18 protein-coding genes and 2 tRNA genes are annotated in these 20,422 nt (G+C 54.7%); 11 read left to right on the forward strand and 9 right to left on the reverse strand.

The genetic code is table 11. From position 1 onward, the window contains the following. Positions 1-6: 6 nt before the first annotated feature. Positions 7-1,233: a radical SAM protein gene (locus C4520_13385; GenBank protein ID RJP19175.1), complete on the reverse strand. Its 1,227-nt coding sequence runs from the start codon at positions 1,231-1,233 to the stop codon at positions 7-9. A 545-nt stretch (positions 1,234-1,778) separates the two neighbouring features. Between C4520_13385 and C4520_13390 the strand changes: the two genes are divergently transcribed. From C4520_13390 to C4520_13410, 5 genes are all read left to right on the forward strand, one after another. Then, the gene (locus C4520_13390; protein RJP19176.1) at positions 1,779-2,957 is read left to right on the forward strand and encodes a type IV pilus twitching motility protein PilT; all 1,179 of its coding nucleotides are present in this window, start codon (positions 1,779-1,781) and stop codon (positions 2,955-2,957) included. Positions 2,958-2,985: 28 nt separating this feature from the next. Further along, complete coding sequence (locus C4520_13395; protein ID RJP19177.1) at positions 2,986-3,951, forward strand: GAF domain-containing protein; 966 nt, start codon at positions 2,986-2,988, stop codon at positions 3,949-3,951. A 38-nt stretch (positions 3,952-3,989) separates the two neighbouring features. Next, a complete protein-coding gene (locus C4520_13400) occupies positions 3,990-4,499 on the forward strand; it encodes a GNAT family N-acetyltransferase (GenBank protein RJP19178.1) in 510 nt (169 codons plus the stop codon). 74 nt (positions 4,500-4,573) lie between these two features. Further along, on the forward strand, positions 4,574-5,155 hold the full coding sequence (locus tag C4520_13405) for a flavodoxin family protein (protein RJP19179.1): 582 nt from the start codon (positions 4,574-4,576) through the stop codon (positions 5,153-5,155). 58 nt (positions 5,156-5,213) lie between these two features. Then, positions 5,214-5,873, forward strand: a complete 660-nt coding sequence (locus C4520_13410) for a hypothetical protein (protein ID RJP19180.1) — start codon at positions 5,214-5,216, stop codon at positions 5,871-5,873. A 112-nt stretch (positions 5,874-5,985) separates the two neighbouring features. On the opposite strand, the gene C4520_13415 is transcribed toward C4520_13410, so the two are convergent. Next, on the reverse strand, positions 5,986-7,614 hold the full coding sequence (locus tag C4520_13415) for an L-aspartate oxidase (protein ID RJP19181.1): 1,629 nt from the start codon (positions 7,612-7,614) through the stop codon (positions 5,986-5,988). Between the two features lie 166 nt (positions 7,615-7,780). Beyond that, on the reverse strand, positions 7,781-8,695 hold the full coding sequence (locus C4520_13420; protein RJP19182.1) for a phenol degradation protein meta: 915 nt from the start codon (positions 8,693-8,695) through the stop codon (positions 7,781-7,783). Between the two features lie 261 nt (positions 8,696-8,956). On the opposite strand from C4520_13420, the gene C4520_13425 reads away from it, so the two are divergent. The 5 genes from C4520_13425 (at position 8,957) to C4520_13445 (ending at position 15,791) form a co-directional block, all read left to right on the forward strand. Beyond that, positions 8,957-10,312: a TrpB-like pyridoxal phosphate-dependent enzyme gene (locus tag C4520_13425; GenBank protein RJP19183.1), complete on the forward strand. Its 1,356-nt coding sequence runs from the start codon at positions 8,957-8,959 to the stop codon at positions 10,310-10,312. A 150-nt stretch (positions 10,313-10,462) separates the two neighbouring features. After that, positions 10,463-11,923, forward strand: coding sequence for a hypothetical protein (locus C4520_13430; GenBank protein RJP19184.1), 1,461 nt, complete (start codon positions 10,463-10,465; stop codon positions 11,921-11,923). Positions 11,924-12,062: 139 nt separating this feature from the next. Next, on the forward strand, positions 12,063-12,947 hold the full coding sequence (locus C4520_13435; GenBank protein RJP19185.1) for a type II secretion system protein: 885 nt from the start codon (positions 12,063-12,065) through the stop codon (positions 12,945-12,947). A 125-nt stretch (positions 12,948-13,072) separates the two neighbouring features. Then, positions 13,073-13,900 (forward strand): SDR family NAD(P)-dependent oxidoreductase, encoded by an 828-nt coding sequence (locus C4520_13440; GenBank protein RJP19186.1) that lies wholly within the window; start codon positions 13,073-13,075, stop codon positions 13,898-13,900. Positions 13,901-14,024: 124 nt separating this feature from the next. Next, positions 14,025-15,791 (forward strand): phospholipid carrier-dependent glycosyltransferase, encoded by a 1,767-nt coding sequence (locus tag C4520_13445; protein RJP19187.1) that lies wholly within the window; start codon positions 14,025-14,027, stop codon positions 15,789-15,791. A 145-nt stretch (positions 15,792-15,936) separates the two neighbouring features. On the opposite strand, the gene C4520_13450 is transcribed toward C4520_13445, so the two are convergent. The 6 genes from C4520_13450 to C4520_13475 form a co-directional block, all read right to left on the reverse strand. Further along, on the reverse strand, positions 15,937-16,515 hold the full coding sequence (locus C4520_13450; protein ID RJP19188.1) for a YihA family ribosome biogenesis GTP-binding protein: 579 nt from the start codon (positions 16,513-16,515) through the stop codon (positions 15,937-15,939). 147 nt (positions 16,516-16,662) lie between these two features. Continuing rightward, entirely contained in the window at positions 16,663-17,907 is a 1,245-nt protein-coding gene (gene clpX, locus C4520_13455) for an ATP-dependent Clp protease ATP-binding subunit ClpX (protein RJP19194.1), read from the reverse strand. 22 nt (positions 17,908-17,929) lie between these two features. Continuing rightward, complete coding sequence (gene clpP, locus C4520_13460; protein RJP19189.1) at positions 17,930-18,523, reverse strand: ATP-dependent Clp endopeptidase proteolytic subunit ClpP; 594 nt, start codon at positions 18,521-18,523, stop codon at positions 17,930-17,932. A 1-nt stretch (position 18,524) separates the two neighbouring features. Next, complete coding sequence (gene tig / locus C4520_13465) at positions 18,525-19,958, reverse strand: trigger factor (GenBank protein ID RJP19190.1); 1,434 nt, start codon at positions 19,956-19,958, stop codon at positions 18,525-18,527. Then, positions 19,940-20,025 (reverse strand) — tRNA-Leu (locus tag C4520_13470). The genes tig and C4520_13470 overlap by 19 nt, the downstream gene beginning before the upstream one ends. 27 nt (positions 20,026-20,052) lie before the next feature. Further along, positions 20,053-20,128 (reverse strand) — tRNA-Lys (locus C4520_13475). 4 nt (positions 20,129-20,132) lie between these two features. On the opposite strand from C4520_13475, the gene C4520_13480 reads away from it, so the two are divergent. Continuing rightward, positions 20,133-20,357 (forward strand): hypothetical protein, encoded by a 225-nt coding sequence (locus tag C4520_13480; GenBank protein RJP19191.1) that lies wholly within the window; start codon positions 20,133-20,135, stop codon positions 20,355-20,357. Positions 20,358-20,422 lie beyond the last annotated feature (65 nt).

The following is a 20,422-nucleotide window of genomic DNA, read 5'->3' on the forward strand; positions in this document are numbered from 1 at the left end:
GAGAGATTACAAAAAATAATCTCCCTTTTCCTCTGAAGGCTTGAGCTCTGAAACTCCTTTATGTCGGATAAGTTCTTCAATATATTTATTGGTTGGACTGTAGAGACAGGTTACGTCCCGGCATTTCAGCTTGGCATTAAAACTGTGTATATGCCTCGCGCGCTGAACCATGGTCGCGCCATAATTTTGGTCTCCAGCGTAGGAGTCCTTGCCTCCAAAACTGGCGCCCTCCATGCCTCTGCACGCGGGACAATTGAATAGCCCAAAAGGACTCAAAACATTCCTGAAATGAGTCATATGACAGTTTTCCGGCTGATCTTTATAGGCTTCTAAACTATCGTCCTTTAACGCTCTTAAGTTCGAACTTACCAGAACCCTGAAATTGTCCGTCTCTAATTCTCGAGCAACCCGAATCGCGGTCCCGATTTTCTCGATTGTCTCGGAAAATTTGGAAGGAATTCCAACGACTTCCGCGGAAGAAGGGTCTCTTTCCAAGATCGGTTTGATTGAAAAAAAATTGAACCCGTGCTCTCTTGCCAGCCTGGCGGCAATGGCAATTTCATTGATATTGGGGGTTATCTCTCTTCCTTTTATATTAACCCCTTCCCAGGTAATTACATAAGAAAACCCTATCACCACATTCGGATGATGTTGCTTCAGAGATTTGACATCCTGGCATATCTGTTCCAGGCTGATCGCGGCGTGAGGCCTATGCATTGCTCTGAATGTCTCGTTGGTTCCGGAATCCAGGGAAAGCCTTAACCAGTCTTTCTCACCAAATAAATGAGCAATCTGACCAACTTTTTGCATATTGCTTCCATTTGTAACAACAGCAACATCGGCCCCCCTGGATTTCAGAAGACTGACCACCTCTTCAAATCCGGGATAAAGAGTCGGCTCGCCACCGCCAATCAGGATTACCGACCTCATTCCTTTTCTGCAGAGTGTGTCAAGGGAAGATAATAAATTTTCATGTTCAAACGCAATCGACCTGTTTATGATTCTCGAATCTACGCAGTGTCCACATCTGTAGTTACAGGCAGTCGTCAAATCCAGATTGATCGAGATCGGCGCATCATTCGGTGGGACTGAATCAATTCCCGCCCTGACATCTCTCTGCCAGGCGACATAAGACCTTAACTTTTCAATGAGAGATGGTTGCAACAACTTCTGAGCAAAATTATGAACCTTTTCGGTATCATTTTTGCGCGGTGTATTCTTGTCAGATTCCATCTTCAGGCGTAAACAACTTTCTTCCTGCTTTATGCCATGGTTTGTTCGTTCGTCGAATGGACAGGTTCGCCCGTTTCCACTCGCCCCGCTTCTCCTGTCTTTCTCATATGACAACCCAAATTCGTCGTAGTATAACGTTTGAAGCCCCCTACCGTCAAGTTGGACCGCCCGAAAAATGGGGACAGAGCCCAATTATTCTTTATAAATACTTTTAAACAAACTGGTTATGAACGCGACTCTTGTATATAAATGATAGATTTCATTGCTTATTATTTGTCTCGCTCCAAATGTCCCGGTTTCCTCAGTTCTTTCAACTGCTTTACACCTCGTCCGCTGCCCCTCCTTTCTTCGTCCGCTATTGTAAAGGGGCGCTGGTGGAAGATTTCCCTACGCTCTATGTGTATCCCCCAGTAGATGAACACATTTGACAGCGTCCGGCGACCATGTTAGACTTATCGCACTTTAGTGGATGCCGTTTTCAGCGAGGGGACCTGCGCCGCCGAAACACCGACAATTCCCAGAGCCAATAAAGAGGGATTCCCGCCATGGATATGGTCGAAATTCTGAAACAAACCGTTGCAAGGAAAGCGTCCGATCTGCACCTATCGATCGGTCGTCCGCCGATGATGCGGATACATGGCGAGCTCGAGCCCCAAAAAGATTGGAAGGTGCTCGAGGCCGCAGACACCGAGCGACTCATCATGCAGATCATCTCCGAAGACCAGCGCAAGGAACTTAACGAGACGCTCGAGCTTGACTGCTCCTATTCGATTCCGGGCACATCGCGTTTCCGCGTCAACGTTTACTGGCGCAACGGCGGCATGGGCGCAGCAATCCGCACCATCCCCAATAAGATTCCCACGATCCAGGAACTCGAGCTCCCGCCGGTCGTCGAGCGCCTCACGCAGGCCAAGAATGGCCTTATCCTGGTAACCGGCCCGACGGGCAGCGGCAAATCAACCACGCTTGCCGCCATGATCGACATGATCAACCGCACGCGAAAAGACCACATCATGACGATTGAGGACCCAATCGAGTTCGTCTATGAGCACAATAAGGCTCTCATCAACCAGCGCGAACTCAACGCTCACACGCTCTCTTTCACGAACGCGCTCAAACACGTGCTCCGGCAAGACCCTGACGTCGTTCTCGTCGGCGAGATGCGCGATCTGGAGACTATCGCCTCCGCCATCACCATCGCGGAGACCGGCCACCTCGTGTTCGGAACGCTCCATACTATGGGCGCAGCGCAGACCATCGACCGCATCGTGGACGTATTCCCGTCATACCAGCAGCAGCAGATCCGTATGCAGCTCGCCGGTGGACTGAGGGCGGTCATCTCCCAGACGCTGCTGGCGCGCAAATCCGGAGGCCGCGTGGCCGCGCGTGAGATCATGATAGTCACGCAGGGTATCAGTTCCATGATCCGCGAAGGGAAAACACATCAACTCTACGGGCAGATACAGACCGGCGCCTCCGAAGGAATGGTAACCCTCGAAATGGACGTCGCCCGACTTCTCACACGTGATACCATCACGTACGAGACCGCCATCAGCGCCGTCAACGACGTCAAGACCTTCCTCACGATCATCGAGCGCGTCCCCACACAGCCGGCCCCGCCGCAGCACGCGAAGCCGGCGGCCCCGCAGCCGGGCGCGCACAAGCCGCAACCTCCTCCGCGTCCCACCCCGCCGAAGGATCAGAGGGGCTCGTGGTGGAAATGATGCCGGTCGCGGCGAAGGAACCTTTTTCATGCTGAACATAGATGAGCTCAAAGACATTCCCCTCCTCAGGGGTTTAAATGTAGACGACTTACGCGCTTTAGCCGAGGCCGCTGAACAGCGCGAGTTTCCTCCCGGGACCGAAATCTTCTCCGAAGGCAGCCAGGACAATTCACTCTTCATCATCCTTTCAGGAGATGTTCGAATCTCGAAGTCGACTGCATCGGGAGAAGAAAAATCCATCGCCCTTCTTTCCCAAGGTGGATTTTTCGGAGAAATGGCTCTTTTTGACGATTATTTCCGCTCGGCGACCGCCACCGCAGCCGGCCATGTCCGCGTTCTACAGATCAGCAAAGACTCATTCACAAAATTGCTTTCAACGGCAGCCGGCGGCGCATCCAAATTGCTGCTCGAGATCATGAAGACCCTCGCCCCTCGCATCCGCCAGACCAACCTCGAATTGGTTTCTTTGTACGAGGCCGGCCGCATTATCGGCAAGGGCGGCGAACCCGGAAAAATCCTTTCGGGCTTGCTTTCGGTCTTGCATGAGGCGACTTTGTGCACTCGAGGCGCTGCTTTTCTCATCAATCAGCCCGCCGCCAGACTGGAATGCCGGGCCGCCTTCGGATATGATGCCGATCCTTCAAGCTGGACCGAGCCGCTTGAAGGCGGAGTCGCGGGTGAAATACTGAGCGCTGAAGGAGCAACGGTCATCGATGATTACCAGAACAAACCGCTCGTCCACGAGATCGGTCCGATCGGCTACGAAACATCCTCAATGCTGGCCGTCTCCCTGCGAATTCAGGGACAGCCGATCGGCATGATCGTCCTGTCCGATAAAACAGGCAGTGACGGCAAACCCTCTCGCTTTACTGCAGGCGACATGAATATTCTGGCCGGCGTCGCGGCACAGGCGGCTGGCGCTATCGAGAGTGCACGCCTGCATGAGGAAGCCCGCGAAAAGGAAAAACTGGATCGGGTATATTATCGGTTTTAGCCCGATCGATCTCTGCTGCGAAATACATCGATCTCTCAATGAAACAAAGCACACTCACCACCGAAATCCGTAAGACCCGGGCATCGGATGTGCCCGCGCTGGTTCAGATGTGGCACGAGTTTTCGCGCGAGCACGAGCGAATGGTTGTCAAAAAGACCAAAGCGTTCCGCTCCTTTTATGCCAGAAAGGCGGACGTCCTCGAAACAGTCAATCGTTTCTTCCGAAAGAACGTGAGGTCGCGCAATTGGGCCGTCTTCATCGCAGAATCTTGCGGAAGGCCAGCCGGATACCTCTCTATCACCATAAAAAAGAACCCGCCAGTCTACAGGATAGACAGGATCGGCTACATCGATTCCATTTTCATCCGCAAGCCGTACCGTAATTCCGGCCTCTCTTCTGTATTCAAAGGTGCCGCCGTGGAATGGTTCCGCCGCAAAGGGCTGAGCCACATGTCTATCAATGTCGCGCCGGAAAATGCGCATGCGTATTCGATCTATAAGAAGTGGGGCTTTCTCGATTTTCATACTGAGCTCCGGGCGAAAATTTGAAGCCTCTAAAACGTGCAACGCGGACCGCATCCGCGATTCTGGCAACCGTGAAACAGGAGAAGGGATAACGGCATATGAAAGTCATTGCGATCAACGGCAGCCCCCGCAAGAATGGAAACACCGCCACCATGCTTCAGGAAATCCTCGCAGGCGCGGCGGAAAAGGGCGCCGAAACAAGATTCATTCATTTGAACGATCTGAACATGAAGGGCTGCCAGGGATGTCTCGTGTGCCGGGAGAACCTCGGCACGTGCGCATACCAGGATGATTTTCAGGATATCCTCGAAGAGATGAAAAAGGCCGATGCCATCGCTCTCGGAACCCCCATCTATGCATTCAACGTCACCGGACAATTCAAATGCTTGCTCGACCGCTGTTTCTGCTTCACGGAAGCCGACGAGGAAACCGGCTACCGCAGCGTGCTGCCCCAGGGAAAGAAAATCGCGCTCGTCACTTCTCAGGGAAATGAAGACGCCGAAGCCTATCGCAACATCATCGACTACCTGCAACTCCTGTTCTCGTTCCTGAGCAGTTCCTCACCTCAATTGATCGTGCAGGCCGGAACTGAAGACAAGGACTCCGCTCGCAAAGATGTTTCCATCCTGAATCGGGCAAGGGAAATAGGCGGATCATTTTTCCCGAATGAGGGGATGTGATGGATGGAAGAATGTAATACCGAAAGGTGAATTCTGCTGAAAAACCGGGAGGCGCGGCATGAGTCTTTGGTCCAGGCTTAAGGGTGGCGCAAAAAGAGAATATTCCGAATCCGAGCTGGCAACAGAGGCCGATTTTTTCCTCCGTCAACTTGAACAGGAAATAGTCGCCGACACAAAATCAGCCATCAAGCGGATGATCAAACGACCGAAGCATCTCGAGCCGCTCTTCGACTTCAATGGGCCGCTCTACGATCGCTTCGCCGGCATTGTCCTAACCGGCGCCTTCTGTAAACGCCGCGACACCGCCATTGTCCAGAAAAGCCCGGACGATTTGCCTTCCGTCCAGGTGATTACCGATCATGAAGCCGCCACTCTGGGGCAGGTACTTCAACGCGCAGCCAAATCCGAGGCGGAAGTCATCTTCATCCGCTTCATCAAAGAATGGCCGCCGGACGTCCTTGCCGCCGTCGAGGCTCTCTACGAACTCGCTATCGATCCGGACGCCCTCTTCTGTATCCATTCCGGTCCCGACAACGTGTTTGTTCGAAAGAACTTTCTTCTTTCCGCCGCGCCTGCTGTCAAAGGCGCCGCTCCCGCACAAAAAGCGGCTGAAGAACTCTTTCTCTACGGCGAGGCGCAACCCGATATTGAATATGATGATTATGTCCTGAGCGCCTTCGGATATGTCTTTTGTAAATTCTTCAGGAAGGAAAGCTGACCGGTTTCACTATGAACAGGGGCCGAGCCAGGGCCGAGCCCGGTTTGAACTTTCCGCGATGTCTCGGACTCATGTGCGCCACAAGGGAACCGGATGCTGACAGCCCGCGCCCCTACACCCGTTGCGAAGCCTTCTCCGGCTCTTCGATAACCGTATCTTTTAGCCAGCTCGCATCGTCCCGCGCCGGATAATCGAGCGTATAATGCAATCCGCGACTCTCCTTCCGGCTGAGAGCCGACCGGATGATCAATTCGGCGACAATGGCGATATTTCGCAGTTCGAGCAGATCGGCCGATACCAGGAAATCCCAGTAATACTCGTTGATCTCCTCCTGCAGGTTCTTGATCCGCCTGAGCGCGCGCGACAAACGCTTGTCCGTTCGGACAATTCCGACATAGTCCCACATGCAGCGGCGCACCTCATCCCAGTTGTGCGAAATAACCACGGTCTCATCCGGGTTGACCGCATGACCCGCACGCCACGGCGGCAACTCGGGACGTCGTATCGTGCGCGCCTCTTCCAGCAGACCCTTCGAGAGGGCGGCCGCCCGATCGGCGAATACCAGCGCCTCGAGCAGTGAATTCGACGCAAGCCGGTTTGCTCCGTGAAGCCCGGTACAGGCTACCTCGCCGCATGCCAGAAGCATCTTGATGCCGGTCTCGCCATCCTTGGTTGTCGGCACGCCTCCGCACGCATAATGAGCGGCAGGCACGACAGGAATCGGCTCCTTTGTGATGTCGGCGCCAAATTCAAGGCATTTCTCATAAATGTTGGGGAAACGATCCATGATTTTCTTGGCCGGCAAATTCGTGATATCTAAAAACACGCAGCGTGCGCCGGTCTTCTTCATCTCGTTGTCGATTGCGCGCGCAACAATGTCCCGCGTGGCAAGCGAACCGCGGACATCATACTTGTGCATGAAGGCCTGGCCCCGCGCATCCACCAGTTGGCCGCCCTCGCCCCGTACGGCCTCCGAGATCAAAAAATTCTTCGCCTCGGGATGATAGAGACAGGTGGGGTGGAACTGAATGAATTCCATGTTGGCGACAGGCGCGCCCGCACGAAATGCCATGGCGACGCCGTCGCCGGTGGCGATATCCGGATTTGAGGTGTAGAGATATACCTTGCCGAGCCCACCGGTGGCAAGCATCGTCACGCGCGCTGAAAAGATGTGAACGTCCCCGCTGCGACGGTCGTATACGTATGCCCCGAAACATGCGTTCTTTTGAGCCTGCGCACGCTCAAGCTTTGCATTCGTCAGCAGGTCGATTGCGACATGGTTCTCGAATATTCGGATCTTTGAATTACCGGACGCCGCATGAAGCAGCGCGCGCTCGACCTCGCGTCCGGTCAGGTCCTGCGCATGAACCACCCGATTCGTTGAGTGTCCGCCCTCGCGGCCGAGATCATATATCTCGCCGTCGCTCTTTCGCGACCGCGTAAAAGTCACACCCAGCGCCACCAGTTCCTCGATCAGGCGCGGCCCGCTCTCGACCACCAGTTCGACCACGTCCTTGTGGCAGAGCCCGTCACCTGATTCGAGCGTATCCGAAATGTGAGACTCGAAACTATCGGTCGAGCTCAGGACCGCGGCGATGCCGCCCTGCGCGTAATTTGTGCTCGATTCAGCCCGGTCTTTCTTGGTGACAACCGCCACACTGCCATACCTGCTCGCCTTCAGCGCATACGTGAGCCCGGCTATGCCGCTGCCCAGCACAAGGAAATCTGTTTCAATCTTCATAGAGAACGCTCAAATTAAAGTCTCGACTCTTGCTTTATTAACAGTATTCTCTCATATCGGCCGCGTTCTTGGCAACCAGACACCAAAGACAAAAAAGGGGCAGCGGGTATTTCACCGGCACCGCCCCTTTCACAAAATAAAACCCAAATAGGGTTAGTACAGCCTCTTACCAGAACTTCCAGATCAGCCTGAGCGTCGAACGAATCCCGTCGGGCCTGTTCTCGACTTCGGTCTCGAAATTGACCGCGCCCATAAAGGTGAGGTCTTTTGTGATATGCCACACAAGACCGGGACCGATCGCGAAAACTTCCTCTTCGGTATCATCAATATTGTCGCCGTCAAATTCATCTTCTTCAAGCTGTTTCAAATAATAACCGGCCACGCCGAGCCTGAGAAAATCGGTCACCGCGTACGCCATCGCGTAATTGAAATGTATCGCCTGGCCCGCCTGAACGTCGAAGGGGCTCGGATGATCGTCGTTCTCCTCGGTCCACAAATAGTGGAAACGAAGGCTGGTTGTCAGCTTGGGGGTGAGGAAATATGTGAACGCGTAGTAAGGATTGATCTGCCAGACGTTGGCGCCGGGATTGAGCCCATAACTATCACTGTACTTGCCCGTTGGGGCGACCACTTGAAACTCGAAACGGTGAAAATACGGCCGGTCAAGCAGCATGTGCGGGCCCCACTGAATGAACGGGCCCACCAGAATATCCCCAAAACCGCCATCGTTTGCAGTCAGGCCGGGAACGTCCGAATCGACATCAACGTCAACAAGAGGAACAATAATATCAAGGCCGGGATTGCCGCCAAGGAAGGTGATATCAGACTGGTAAATGATCTGATTCAGATTGACGAACAGATCAAGGTCGAGATCATCATCCAACGTCTGCCCGTTGTCGCCCTCGAGGTCGTCCGCATTATAGAACTGAAAATACTCGGTCAGGTACCAGCCCGGCCCGGGCGAAGCGCCGTCAAGAAAATTCGTGAAACCAAGATTTACCGGCGGCTGGTTCAATGCCAGTGCAGGAATACTAAACAAAATGAGTGTGATTACTAGTAAAGATCCGGCGAGCCTCTTCATGTCGTGCTTCCTCCCCTGTCTCCCTCTTCTCCCATTCGATTCTACACGCACCAGGGCCGAAACTTCCACACATGCTAACAGAAACTTTTTGGGATTGCAAGAAAAATTTCAAGTGCGCCCCGCATAAGTCTCGCGCGAACAAGACCTTCTATGTCCGATTTCGCGCCCCCCCTTCAATTTTTTCTTGCGAAATCAGCCCCGTTTCGTGTATGATTGCCCAAGTATCACACAGGGGAGATTGCGCGAAGGAGAGCGACTGCTATGGAAGAAAACAAATTCTTATTGGCAACCAAGGATATTCCCAAGACGTGGTATAACATCTTGCCGGACCTGCCTCGCCCCATGGATCCTCCATTGAATCCGGCCACAAAGCAGCCCATCGGACCCGAGGCGCTCGCCGCCCTTTTCCCGATGGGACTGATCGAGCAGGAAGTTTCCGGGCAGGCAGAAATCGCAATTCCCGCCGAAATTCTCGACATCTACGCTCTGTGGCGGCCGACCCCTTTGCGCCGCGCGTTCCGACTCGAAAAAATGCTCGACACGCCGGCAAGAATATACTACAAAGACGAAAGCGTCAGCCCCACCGGCAGTCATAAATTGAATACCGCTGTCGCCCAGGTCTACTACAATAAGAAGGAAGGGACCAAACGCATAACCACCGAGACCGGCGCCGGACAGTGGGGGAGTGCGCTTTCTGTCGCGTGTAAGATGTTTGACATCCCGTGCCGCGTCTATATGGTCAAGGTGAGCTATCAACAAAAACCTTACCGCCGTTCGCTCATGCAGGTATACGGAGCGGAGGTAATTCCGAGCCCCAGCAAGCTGACCAAATTCGGCGAGCAGATACTAAAAGACGATCCCGATTGCAGCGGATCGCTCGGCATCGCCATCAGCGAAGCCATCGAGGATTGCGTCACCTCGAAAAACACCAAGTACTCGCTTGGGAGCGTTCTGAATCACGTGCTGCTGCACCAGACCGTCATCGGACAAGAGGCCCGGAAACAGATGCAGATGGCCGGCGCATATCCCGATTACGTCATCGGATGCGTCGGCGGCGGCAGCAACTACGCAGGATTGGCATTGCCCTTCATGCGTGACAAGCTCAAGGACGGCAAGAAAACCACGTTCATCGCCGTCGAGCCCCGAGCATGCCCCACCATCACCAAGGGAAAATATGCCTACGATCACGGCGATACCGCAAAAATGACCCCGCTGCTCAAGCAGCACACGCTCGGCCACATCTTCGTTCCGCCCGCAATCCATGCAGGCGGACTGCGGTATCATGGCATGGCGGGAATCATCAGCTTCCTGTGCAACGAAAAATTGATGAACGCGATCGCTTTCCATCAGAATGAGGTTTTCAAGGACGCTATCGTCTTCGCGCAGGCTGAAGGCGTGATACCGGCCCCGGAGACAACTCACGCCATATCCGCAGCGATGAGCGTCGCCAGGGATTGCAAGAAGACCGGCGAGAAGAAAAACATCCTGTTCAATTTCAGCGGGCACGGCTACTTCGATATGGCCGCATACGATGCCTATCTCGCGGGCAAACTCGACGACTTCGAATACCCGCAGCACGAGATCGAAGAAGCGCTGAAGTGCCTGCCGCAAGTATAATCGGTTGAAGAAGGGGGCATCACTGATAATGATGCCCCTTTTCTCTTGAAAATTTCACCGAAATCTACTACAATCGCATATCCACCTCTCTCTTGAGGAATTCTGCCCGAGCAAGAACTCCACCTGCTGAGTTTTATACACGGAGTCTTTATGGCATTTGATCGGCGTCTCGATGCTCTGTTTCAACCGCGTACCGTAGCCATCATCGGCGCCTCGACCAATCTGGCCAAATGGGGATTCAACTTCATGCTGCACTTGCAGCACGGCGGCTACCGCGGCACGTGCTATCCCATCAACCCGGGCGGCGGAGATATACTCGGCCTGAAATCACACCCCAGCGTCTTGGATGTGCCCGGCGAAATCGATCTCGCTTTCATCCTCATCCCACCTGGACCGGCAGTCGAAGCCGTGCGACAGTGTGGGCGGAAAAAAATACCAACCTGCGTTGTTGTTGCAGCCGGCTTCGGCGAAGTCGGCGGCGATGGGGCGCGCCTGCAAGATGCCCTGCGACAGGCCGCGCTTGAGGCAAACATCGCGCTGGTCGGCCCGAACTGCGCCGGAATCGCTTCGCCCGAACCAATGAGCCTTTACTGCACAATGCAGCCGAATTTCCCGCCCGCCGGCCGCATCGCCATTTTCTCGCAGAGCGGCCAGATCGGAGGCTCGATCGAACGCATCTGTGAGAAACACGATATCGGCATCAGCCGCTTCGTCAGCACCGGCAATGAGGCCGTCTTGAAGGCGCCCGACTATCTCGATTATTTTGCAAATGATCCCCTGACGACGGTCGTGGTTGGATATGTCGAAGGTATCTCCGAGGGCCGCCGGTTCCTCGTCGCCGCCAGAAATCTTACGAAAAAAAAGCCGCTCGTACTGCTGAAAGCCGCACGCTCCTCGGTCGGCGCCGGCGCGGCAAAATCGCATACCGGCGCAATGGCCGGATCCGATGCCGTCTTCGATGGACTGTGCCGGCAAGCGGGCATCATCCGCGTCTCGAGCCTCGATGAAATGTTCGACGTCGCCTCCGCGCTCGCCTCTCAGCCGCTTCCCGCCGGCAACCGCGTCGGCATCGTCGCCAACGGCGGCGGCTGGGGCGTGCTCACCGCCGATGCCTGCGTCGAGGCCGGACTCGATGTCGTCCCGCTGCCCGAAGAGACGCTGCAGGCCCTCGATAAACGATTGCCTCCCTGGTGGAACCGGGGAAATCCCGTGGATATGGTGGGCGGTATCAGCCGCGGCTCTTACTTCAAGGCGCTCGAAGCACTTGCCAAATCGCCTGCCCTCGACGCCGTCATCGGGCTCGGTTTCGGATATGCCGATAGCGTCGCGTCCGTTTTCCGCAACGCATCATGCCTGGGCGACACCGGACAGAAGGTGGCGGATGATATGGTCGCCTCAGACATGCGCGGCCTGAATTTCATCATGGACATTATCGCGCACGAGCGCAAACCGGTCATTCTCGCCTCCGAAAACGCCTACGGCGCCGACCGCGACCAAAATCAGGCCATCCTTGAATTCCGCAAACGCGGCGTCATCGTGTATCCCTCGCCCGCCCGCGCAGCCCGCGTCCTCGCCAAAATGTGTCAGTATCGCCGATATCTCGAATCCTGAAAAATGCCGGCAATTTGTAAGTTTCCTTTCGCTTCATAAATTCTACCCTGAAGCTGTTCCAGGTCGATTTGCTTTTCGTCCCGAATCGTTTTAGAATAACTTATCTTCTTCTGAACCACTAGATGGGGGGGAAATATTCATGAGCACTCAGAGGAGGGGATTCACGCTTGTCGAGTTGCTCGTGGTTATCGCCATTATCGGCATCCTGGCCGCGTTCCTGTTGCCGGCCCTTGCGCGGGCGCGCGAGGCGGCGCGCCGCACATCCTGCGTCAACAATCTCAAACAGCTCGGCATGATATTTAACCTGTACGCCTCGGAACACCGGTCTTCATATCCGCCGATCGAAAATATCAGCGAGCGCTTCATGTTCGATGCCGATGCCCTGTATCCGGAATACCTTTCAGATGCCCTCATCGCCGCCTGCCCTTCCGACCCCTCGTACGATCCGAAAAACAATTTCCGGCTCGCAGTGGATACGACCTTAAGCGATAATTCTTTCGGCGCCGCCTCGCGGCCGTTTCGCGCCGGAACGGTGCACCCCAATTGTATCGGGCCCTCCAGCTACATATATCTCGGGTGGATGATAACGAGCGACAGCGATATGCTTGCTGGCGCAGCCATCTATACATGGGTCGACACGATTATGCCAATCAGCCACAGCCACACTGACGGCTGGAGAGCCCACAGCACAAATATCGCCTCGTTCGGATTCGCCGGTTCCGGCAGCGCCGGCGGCAACTACCACCACAGGCTCTCGGCAAATGTCGATCGGTTCCTTATTACTGATATCAACCAAATCCTGACCGGAACCGCCGGAGCTGCTTCAGTTCCCATCATGTGGGACCAGATCTCGACAAGCCTCAATGACTTCAATCATATTCCCGCCGGACTGAACATCCTCTATCTCGACGGCCACGTCGAATTCAGCCGGTACGACAAGAACGAATTTCATTTTCCCGTCTCGCCACTGTATGCCGCCCTGAACAGCATGGCCAGAGGCACCCGCGTCAGTTACTGCCCCTGATCAGGCGCCACCGGCAAGAAAGCGCCCTCAATCCCTTGCCGGCCGTCATTTGACACATGTTCCAGCCTCCTGCTAATCTGAACGCATGAACCAATCCGGAAACACCTCGTTTGCAGGAGAGCAAGATGGATCTCAGAGGCAAATCGGCAATCATCACCGGCGGCTCGAGCGGCATCGGAAAATGCCTGGCAAAACTGTTGGCGCAGCGCGGAGCAAATATATTTATTATCGCCCGCAGGGATGACGTGCTCACGGCGGCATGCAGCGAAATCAGCGCCAATGTCTCCGAAAAGTCGCAGAAGGTCGGCTGCTGCGTTGCCGATGTGTCCGACCGGTCGGCTGTTGCGCAAGCAATCGCGCGCGCCCAGGCTGAATGCGGGCCCGCAGCCATGCTTGTAAATTGCGCCGGCTACGTCAACCCAGGCTATGTCGAGCACCTGAGCGTCGACAGCATGGAAAAAGAGATGCGCATCAATTATTTCGGGACGATCTACACGGTCAAAGAAGTGCTCGACGGCATGATCCAGCGGCGATGCGGGTGGATACTCAATGTGTCCAGCCTGGGCGGCCTCAAGGGCATTTTCGGATACACCGGATATAGCGGCTCCAAATTCGCCGTCGTCGGCTTCTCCGAGGCGCTTCGCAGCGAATTACGGCCCTACGGAATCAGCGTGGCCGTGCTCTGCCCGCCCGATGTCGACACGCCAATGTTCGAGAATGAAAACAAGAACAAGCCGCTCGAAACTCTCAGAGTGTCCGAAGGCACGAAATTGATGAAACCCGAGGATGTCGCCGCCGCCGCACTCAAAGGGCTCGAACAACAACATTTCCTGATCATACCAAATCGTTCCGGCAAAGTGTTTGCCCTCGTGAACCGGCTTGCGCCCTGGCTCGTCGACCATTTCCTCAACAAAACTATTAATCAGGTGCGAAAAGAGAGAGGCCTACAGTAGGAAGGCTGGCACGCCCGCCCCGCAAACCATGCAAGCTGGGCACCCTCGCGATCAGGCCGATCCGATTGACTGCGTCTTTCCGAAAAAGCTACAATAAAAGCAGCTTTTTGTCGTTTACTTTCCTATGAAGGCGTCATTGAAAAACCGTTCCACCATGCGTTGGGCCGCCGTGCTTGTGGCGGTACATATTGCGCTCGCCCTTATGAGTATGCGCGGGCTCTCGCTCACATGGGATGAGCCCAGCTACATCGGCGCCGGCTATCAGTTGTTTAAAACCGGGAATCCGCAGATCATCCCCCTGCAGCTTCACCCGCCGCTCTCGTATTACGTCAATAGCGCATTGCTCCTGCCGCTCCAGCTCGATGCCGACCGGTTCGGCGGCGATCAATACATTCATCGCGAATACGCAGGCTTGCCGCTGATTTTCGAAACCGATTACCCGCCGGCCCTGCTCATGTTCCTTTCGCGGGTCCCCTTTGTTTTATTGTCGGCTCTGCTCGCGATCTTGTTGTGGCAGTGGAGCCGAAAACTCTACGGCGACTCCGCCGGCCTGCTGACATTGTTCTTGTACACGCTTTCCCCGCTCGTCCTCGCCAACTGCAGACTGGCGACTCCGGACATCGTGCTCGCGCTGACATCAACCGCCGCATTCTTCAGTTTTCATCAATATCTCCTTCAACCATCGAAAACACGCGGGGGAGTGACCGGCATACTTCTCGGGCTCGCGCTTCTCTCAAAATTCACGGCGCTGCTCCTCATCCCGGCTTTCATATTTGTCGCCGTCGTATATCGCGTGAGGCATGATGAGTCTGAGAGGAAAAACAAACCAATAGACGCGCTCTCGGGGGTGGCGCTCATTTGTTGCATAGCCTTTATCGTAGTCTGGGCCGGCTACGGATTTCAGTTCGCCGTCCCGTTCGTTCCCGAATGGCTTGAACCCGAAGCTGACAGATTGATGGAGGAAAAACCCTTCTGGCGGATGGTGGGACTGCTTCAAGCACGAGATATTGCCATACCTGCCTATTCTTATCTATTGGGAATATATACTCAGCTCGCGGCTGCGAAAGGATGGGAAAATAATTTCCTGTTCGGACACGTTTCCCGGAGCGGCTGGTGGTATTTCTATTGGGTCGCATTCTTCCTGAAGAATACGATTCCATTTCTCGTTTTTTTGGCGGCGGGGCTGCTTACCCGGCAAAGGCCTTCCCCCCGGCCTGCCGCCGAGCGACTGCTCCTGTACTTGATTGTGCCGATGGTAATCTTTTTCTCGCTGCCAACCAAAATCAATATCGGCGTGAGATACCTTCTCCCGCTGCTGCCGTTGTTGACGATTATAGCCGGCAAGGCGATTTTAGCTTTCGGCTTTGGCCCATCAAACGAATCACAGAACGACTCGTCGACGGAAACTGCTCCACAGACTACCAGTGCTGTGCACCGCTTCGGGGGCGGCCGTGGAGCCGCCTTCGCGGCATTATGCGTCTGGCAAATCGCGGCCATCGCATGGATTCACCCGAACTATTTGGCCTATTTCAACGAATTCGCCGGCGGACCCTCGCATGGATACAAGTTTCTGGTCGATTCGAACCTCGACTGGGGACAGGACCTCGGACGGCTCGCAGACTATTTGAAGGAAAATAATGTGGCGGATGCAAGAATCCGATATTTCGGGCCGCCCGGCGTGCTGAAGTATTATGGGCTCGAATGGGTCGATCCCAATGAATGCGGGCCTGCTCCCGGCACATGGGCTGTCAGCGCCACATACCTGCAGGGGCTGTATCTGAACGATAACGATTGCTACCGCTGGCTGAGGAAGATGCAGCCGGAACACATCATCGGATATTCGATCTTCATCTATAATGTGACGGATGAGGACTTAAGTGATATCGGCTGATCTCCGACCTAATGAATTCTTGTCAGCCATAAGCTTCAATTGTCTTTCCTTTGAAATTCATCTTCCGCGCAGGAATCTCTTTGCTTTTCATCCCCTCCGGTTCCTCGCCGTTTTCGCTCCGCCTGCGGCGCTGCCGCCCGGGCAATCAGGCGAGGTACTTTGCCAGAGTGTTTAACAGCTCCTTCTTCCCGTCACCGGTGAGGGCGGAAAAAAGATGAGCCTCCACTCGCGCCGGCAATTGAGCAAACCCGTTCCTTTTCAGGGCCGCTCGTTCCGATCGCGTCAGTTTATCAATCTTCGTGAAGACGGGGATACAGACGATTCCAAGCGAGAGGACGTACTCGATCATCTGCAGGTCCGCCGGCGGGATCCTCTCTCGTCGCGCATCGATTATCACCACAACTGCCTTTAAATTGGGCCTCTTCTCCATGTATTGTTCAATCAGGCGCTGCCATCCTCGCTGCATCGCCTTCGATACTTTCGCATATCCATACCCCGGCAAGTCGACAAAATAAAGCTGCTCGTTCACCAGAAAGAAATTGATCACGCGCGTCTTGCCCGGCGTCTGGCTGATTTTTGCGATTTTTCTGCCGACCATCCGGTTGAGCAAAGACGACTTGCCGACATTCGACCTGCCTGAAAAAGCGACTTCCGCCAGCCGGTCCTTCGGAAATTGGGAAGGCGCGGCCGCGCTCAATACGTATCGCACCGATTGGATTTTCATGCAGCGCTCCATTGAATGAGAAGAATCGGGAACAAAAATTCAAAAGATGCTGTGCGCGTCTGTGTGCGCACTAATGAAAAGAGGCAGCTTCATGCTGCCTCTCTTTTGGTTCCTTTAAGGATGTTACGGGGTCCGTCCCCCGGCCTTTTAAGCCGAGCGCTTTCTGCTCACGTAGATGATCTTCGGCTCTTCTTCCTTGCGCACGACGGCGGCGGTGATGATGCATTCTCTGACGTCGCTTTTCGACGGCGTCTCATACATGATGTCGAGCATGACTTCCTCGAGAATTGCCCGAAGACCGCGTGCGCCGCTCTTGCGAGAGATCGCCTGCCTCGCAATTTCCGCAAGCGCGTCGTCCGTAAACGTCAGCTTCACGCCTTCGATATCGAAGAACTTCTTGTACTGCTTTACCAGCGCGTTTTTCGGTTCCTGCAGGATGCGGATGAGATCGTTCTCGGACAGCTCGTCGAACGTGGCGATGACCGGAAGCCGGCCCACAAACTCCGGTATCATCCCGTACTTCAGGAGATCTTCCGGCTGGATGTGCTTCAGAATCTCGCCCTTCTGGCCGGTCTGATGGATGCGCGTGTCGCTTCCGAAACCGATTACCTTCTTGCCGCGCCGCGTTTCAATGATCTTCTCGACGCCGACGAAGGCGCCCCCGCAAATGAACAGGATGTTGGTGGTGTCCACCTGGATGTATTCCTGCTGCGGATGCTTGCGCCCACCCTGCGGCGGCACATTGGCTATTGTGCCTTCCAGTATCTTCAGCAGCGCCTGCTGCACGCCTTCACCCGATACGTCCCGCGTTATCGACACGTTCTCGCTCTTGCGCGCGATCTTGTCGATCTCATCAATATAGACAATGCCGATTTCCGCCTGCTCCGGATCATAGTCCGCGGCCTGGAGCAGCTTCAGAATCGTATTCTCGACGTCTTCTCCCACGTAGCCGGCCTCAGTCAGCGTAGTGGCATCCGCAATGGCGAAAGGGACGTCAAGAATGCGAGCGAGCGTCTGCGCGAGCAGAGTCTTGCCTGAGCCGGTCGGGCCGACCAGCAGCACGTTGCTCTTCTGCAGTTCCACCTCATCATCATCGAGATCAAGCTCGATCCGCTTGTAATGATTATGGACGGCCACCGACAGGATCTTCTTAGCGTGTTCCTGTCCGATCACATACTCGTCCATGATCTTCTTGATGTCTTTCGGTTTCGGAACCTTCGGCCGCTGCGCCGGCGTGCTGACCCGGGTCTCGCCCTCGATCATCTCGCCGCACAATTCGACGCACTCGTCGCAGATGTAGACCATCGGCCCCGCGATCAGTTTCTTCACCTCGTCCTGCCGCTTTCCGCAGAACGAGCAGGAGGGAACCTCATTTCCGTCGCCGTAATTCATTGCCATGCCTTCAAGTCTCCGTCTATTTCGTCACCGGCTTCGTCAACACTTCATCGATGATGCCGTAGTTCTTCGCTTCTTCGGCCGACATGTAAAAGTCGCGTTCCGTGTCGGACTGGATTCTCTGCAGGGTCTGCCCTGTGTGTCGCACGAAAATCTCGTTGATGATCTCCCTGATCTTCAGAATCTCGCGTGCCTGAATCTCTATGTCCGTGGCTTGCCCGCGCGCTCCGCCCAGCGGCTGGTGGATGAGAATCCGGGCGTAGGGGAGAGCGTACCGCTTCCCGCTCGCGCCCGCGGCTAACAGAAGCGCTCCCATGCTCGCCGCCTGACCGATACAGATGGTCGATACGTTCGCGCGGATGAATTGCATCGTATCGTAAATCGCCAGGCCGGCCGTCACATAGCCGCCCGGGCTGTTTACATATAAATAGATGTCTTTTTCAGGGTCTTCCGCCTCCAGATACAAAAGCTGGGCGATGATCAGTTGGGCGACCCATTCATCAATCGTCTCCCCAATGAAGATGATGCGATCCTTGAGCAGCCTCGAGATGATATCCCAGCCCTTTTCGCCTCGAGCGTCCTGTTCGACAATGCGAGGTATGATTAACGGCATATTATTTGTCTCCTTCTTCTTTTTTATCTGAAACAAAATCGGTATCCGGCATGATCAGCTTCTTCTCGTCCGCTTCAGACGCCGGCCCGGTTTGTTCAACGACTTCCTCTATTGTAGCATTGCTCACGATAAAGTCCAAAATCTTCCGTGCGCGGAGTTGCTCTTTATACCGGTCGCGCACGCGCTCGCTGTTGAAATAGCTTCGCAGGCGCGGGTCGGTCGACTCGGCTTCCGCTATCGTCTCCTCGATGCTCTTCTTCAGTTCCTCTTCGGGTATGTCAAGGTTTTCGCGCCGGCCGATCTCGTCGGTCACAAAATTGATCTTGAGCCGCCGATCCGCTTCTATCTCTGCGAATTCGGCTATCTTGTCGCGTTTCTCCGTAATTGCGTCACGGTCGGCGCCCTGCTGAGCCATGCGATTGACCTCCTCTTCAAAGAGCGAGGCTGAAAGACGCGACTTCAGTTTTGGCGGGATTTCCACCTTCGAGTCGGCAACCACTTTTGAAAGTGCTTGCTCCCGAAGGAAGTGCTCGATCCGGTTCCCCAGATCCTTCAGAAGATTCTCACGAACGCGCGCTTTCAGTTCCTCCAGATTCGAATGACCGACATCTTTGGCGAAATCGTCATTTATCTCCGGAAGCTCGCGCACCTTGATGTCCTTCATCCGGACCATAAAGGTCACTTCTTTTCCTGCCAGATCCGGGGCTCGATAGTCCGCGGGGTAAGCCACCACGATGCGCCGCTCCTCGTTCTGATTCATCCCGATCAACTGGTTCTCAAAGTCCTCGCCGAAGGCGTTGGAGCCTATCTCCAGCGGAAAACCTTCCGCCTTGCCGCCTTTCAGCGGCTTGCCCTCGGCGTAACTGTCAAAATCCACTATCACGATATCGCCCTTTTGGGCCGGCCGCTCCGCAGGCGTGTACTTCGCGTTGCTCAATTGCAGTCGCTTGAGCACCCGGTCGATGTCCTCATCCGTCACCGTGAGTTTCGGCTTTTTCAGCTCAATCCCCTTGTAGGCGCCAAGTTCAACCGTCGGCTCCACCTCAACGGTCACTTCAAATGAAAGAGGGGCATTCTCGTCTTCGAATTTTACTTCACCGAAATCGGGGTCGGTCAAAGGAACGATCTTCTCGTCTTCAAGAACCTTTTTCAGCGAGGAAGACACCGTGTTTTCAACGGCTTCCATCCGGATGGATTTCCCGAATTTGCGCTCGAGTATCCTGCGCGGCACTTTTCCCTTCCGAAAGCCGGGATGCGTTGCCGTCTCTTGTATCTTCGAATACAGGTTTTCAATCTCCTCGCCGACCGTCTCCGGCGGGACCTCGATCTTCAGCACCCGCTGGTAGCTGAAGGGTTTCTCCACATTAACTTTCAAGTGAACAACCTCCAAAGGGGTTAAATGATTCAGGAAGGGAATGGTGGGCGGGGCGGGAATTGAACCCGCACACCCTAAGGTACATGATCCTAAGTCATGCGCGTCTGCCAGATTCCGCCACCCGCCCGATGATTACGCCCGGGATCATGCCCACGGGTGAGCCGTCAGGGACTCGAACCCCGAACCTAGTGATTAAGAGTCACTTGCTCTACCAGTTGAGCTAACGGCCCTACTATGAAACTGCTTCTCCCTTCGTTCTTCCAAAAAAAGATAACAAATCTTTTCCTTCAAGTCAAGAAAACTGAAGAAAAAAAAAGCCACAGGGTAATCCTCGACAGGCGGGATCAACCCGCGGTCCATAACGGACGCGTACCAAAAAAAATTATACCACAATTCCGCAAAAAATTCCAGCTTCTCCCGCCGAATCCAGCGATTCCGCAACCCGACATTCGGAAGTGAGTGAAAGGGCACAAAGACAGGGTTTTTATGGTGAAAGAGGAATAGAGCAATGTCGCAGAGGGTAT

This window comes from Candidatus Abyssobacteria bacterium SURF_5, from assembly GCA_003598085.1.
Lineage (GTDB): Bacteria > Abyssobacteria > SURF-5 > SURF-5 > SURF-5 > SURF-5.

What these genes read in the sequence shown, in the direction of transcription:
- C4520_13420 (RJP19182.1), bottom strand. Translation starts at nt 8,695, where the DNA reads ATGAAGAGGCTCGCCGGATCTTTACTAGTAATCACACTCATTTTGTTT.
- C4520_13445 (RJP19187.1), top strand. Translation starts at nt 14,025, where the DNA reads ATGAAGGCGTCATTGAAAAACCGTTCCACCATGCGTTGGGCCGCCGTG.
- C4520_13405 (RJP19179.1), top strand. Translation starts at nt 4,574, where the DNA reads ATGAAAGTCATTGCGATCAACGGCAGCCCCCGCAAGAATGGAAACACC.
- clpP (RJP19189.1), bottom strand. Translation starts at nt 18,523, where the DNA reads ATGCCGTTAATCATACCTCGCATTGTCGAACAGGACGCTCGAGGCGAA.
- C4520_13395 (RJP19177.1), top strand. Translation starts at nt 2,986, where the DNA reads ATGCTGAACATAGATGAGCTCAAAGACATTCCCCTCCTCAGGGGTTTA.
- C4520_13415 (RJP19181.1), bottom strand. Translation starts at nt 7,614, where the DNA reads ATGAAGATTGAAACAGATTTCCTTGTGCTGGGCAGCGGCATAGCCGGG.
- C4520_13430 (RJP19184.1), top strand. Translation starts at nt 10,463, where the DNA reads ATGGCATTTGATCGGCGTCTCGATGCTCTGTTTCAACCGCGTACCGTA.
- C4520_13385 (RJP19175.1), bottom strand. Translation starts at nt 1,233, where the DNA reads ATGGAATCTGACAAGAATACACCGCGCAAAAATGATACCGAAAAGGTT.
- clpX (RJP19194.1), bottom strand. Translation starts at nt 17,907, where the DNA reads ATGAATTACGGCGACGGAAATGAGGTTCCCTCCTGCTCGTTCTGCGGA.
- C4520_13410 (RJP19180.1), top strand. Translation starts at nt 5,214, where the DNA reads ATGAGTCTTTGGTCCAGGCTTAAGGGTGGCGCAAAAAGAGAATATTCC.
- C4520_13400 (RJP19178.1), top strand. Translation starts at nt 3,990, where the DNA reads ATGAAACAAAGCACACTCACCACCGAAATCCGTAAGACCCGGGCATCG.
- C4520_13480 (RJP19191.1), top strand. Translation starts at nt 20,133, where the DNA reads ATGAAACTGCTTCTCCCTTCGTTCTTCCAAAAAAAGATAACAAATCTT.
- C4520_13450 (RJP19188.1), bottom strand. Translation starts at nt 16,515, where the DNA reads ATGAAAATCCAATCGGTGCGATACGTATTGAGCGCGGCCGCGCCTTCC.
- C4520_13440 (RJP19186.1), top strand. Translation starts at nt 13,073, where the DNA reads ATGGATCTCAGAGGCAAATCGGCAATCATCACCGGCGGCTCGAGCGGC.
- C4520_13425 (RJP19183.1), top strand. Translation starts at nt 8,957, where the DNA reads ATGGAAGAAAACAAATTCTTATTGGCAACCAAGGATATTCCCAAGACG.
- C4520_13435 (RJP19185.1), top strand. Translation starts at nt 12,063, where the DNA reads ATGAGCACTCAGAGGAGGGGATTCACGCTTGTCGAGTTGCTCGTGGTT.
- C4520_13390 (RJP19176.1), top strand. Translation starts at nt 1,779, where the DNA reads ATGGATATGGTCGAAATTCTGAAACAAACCGTTGCAAGGAAAGCGTCC.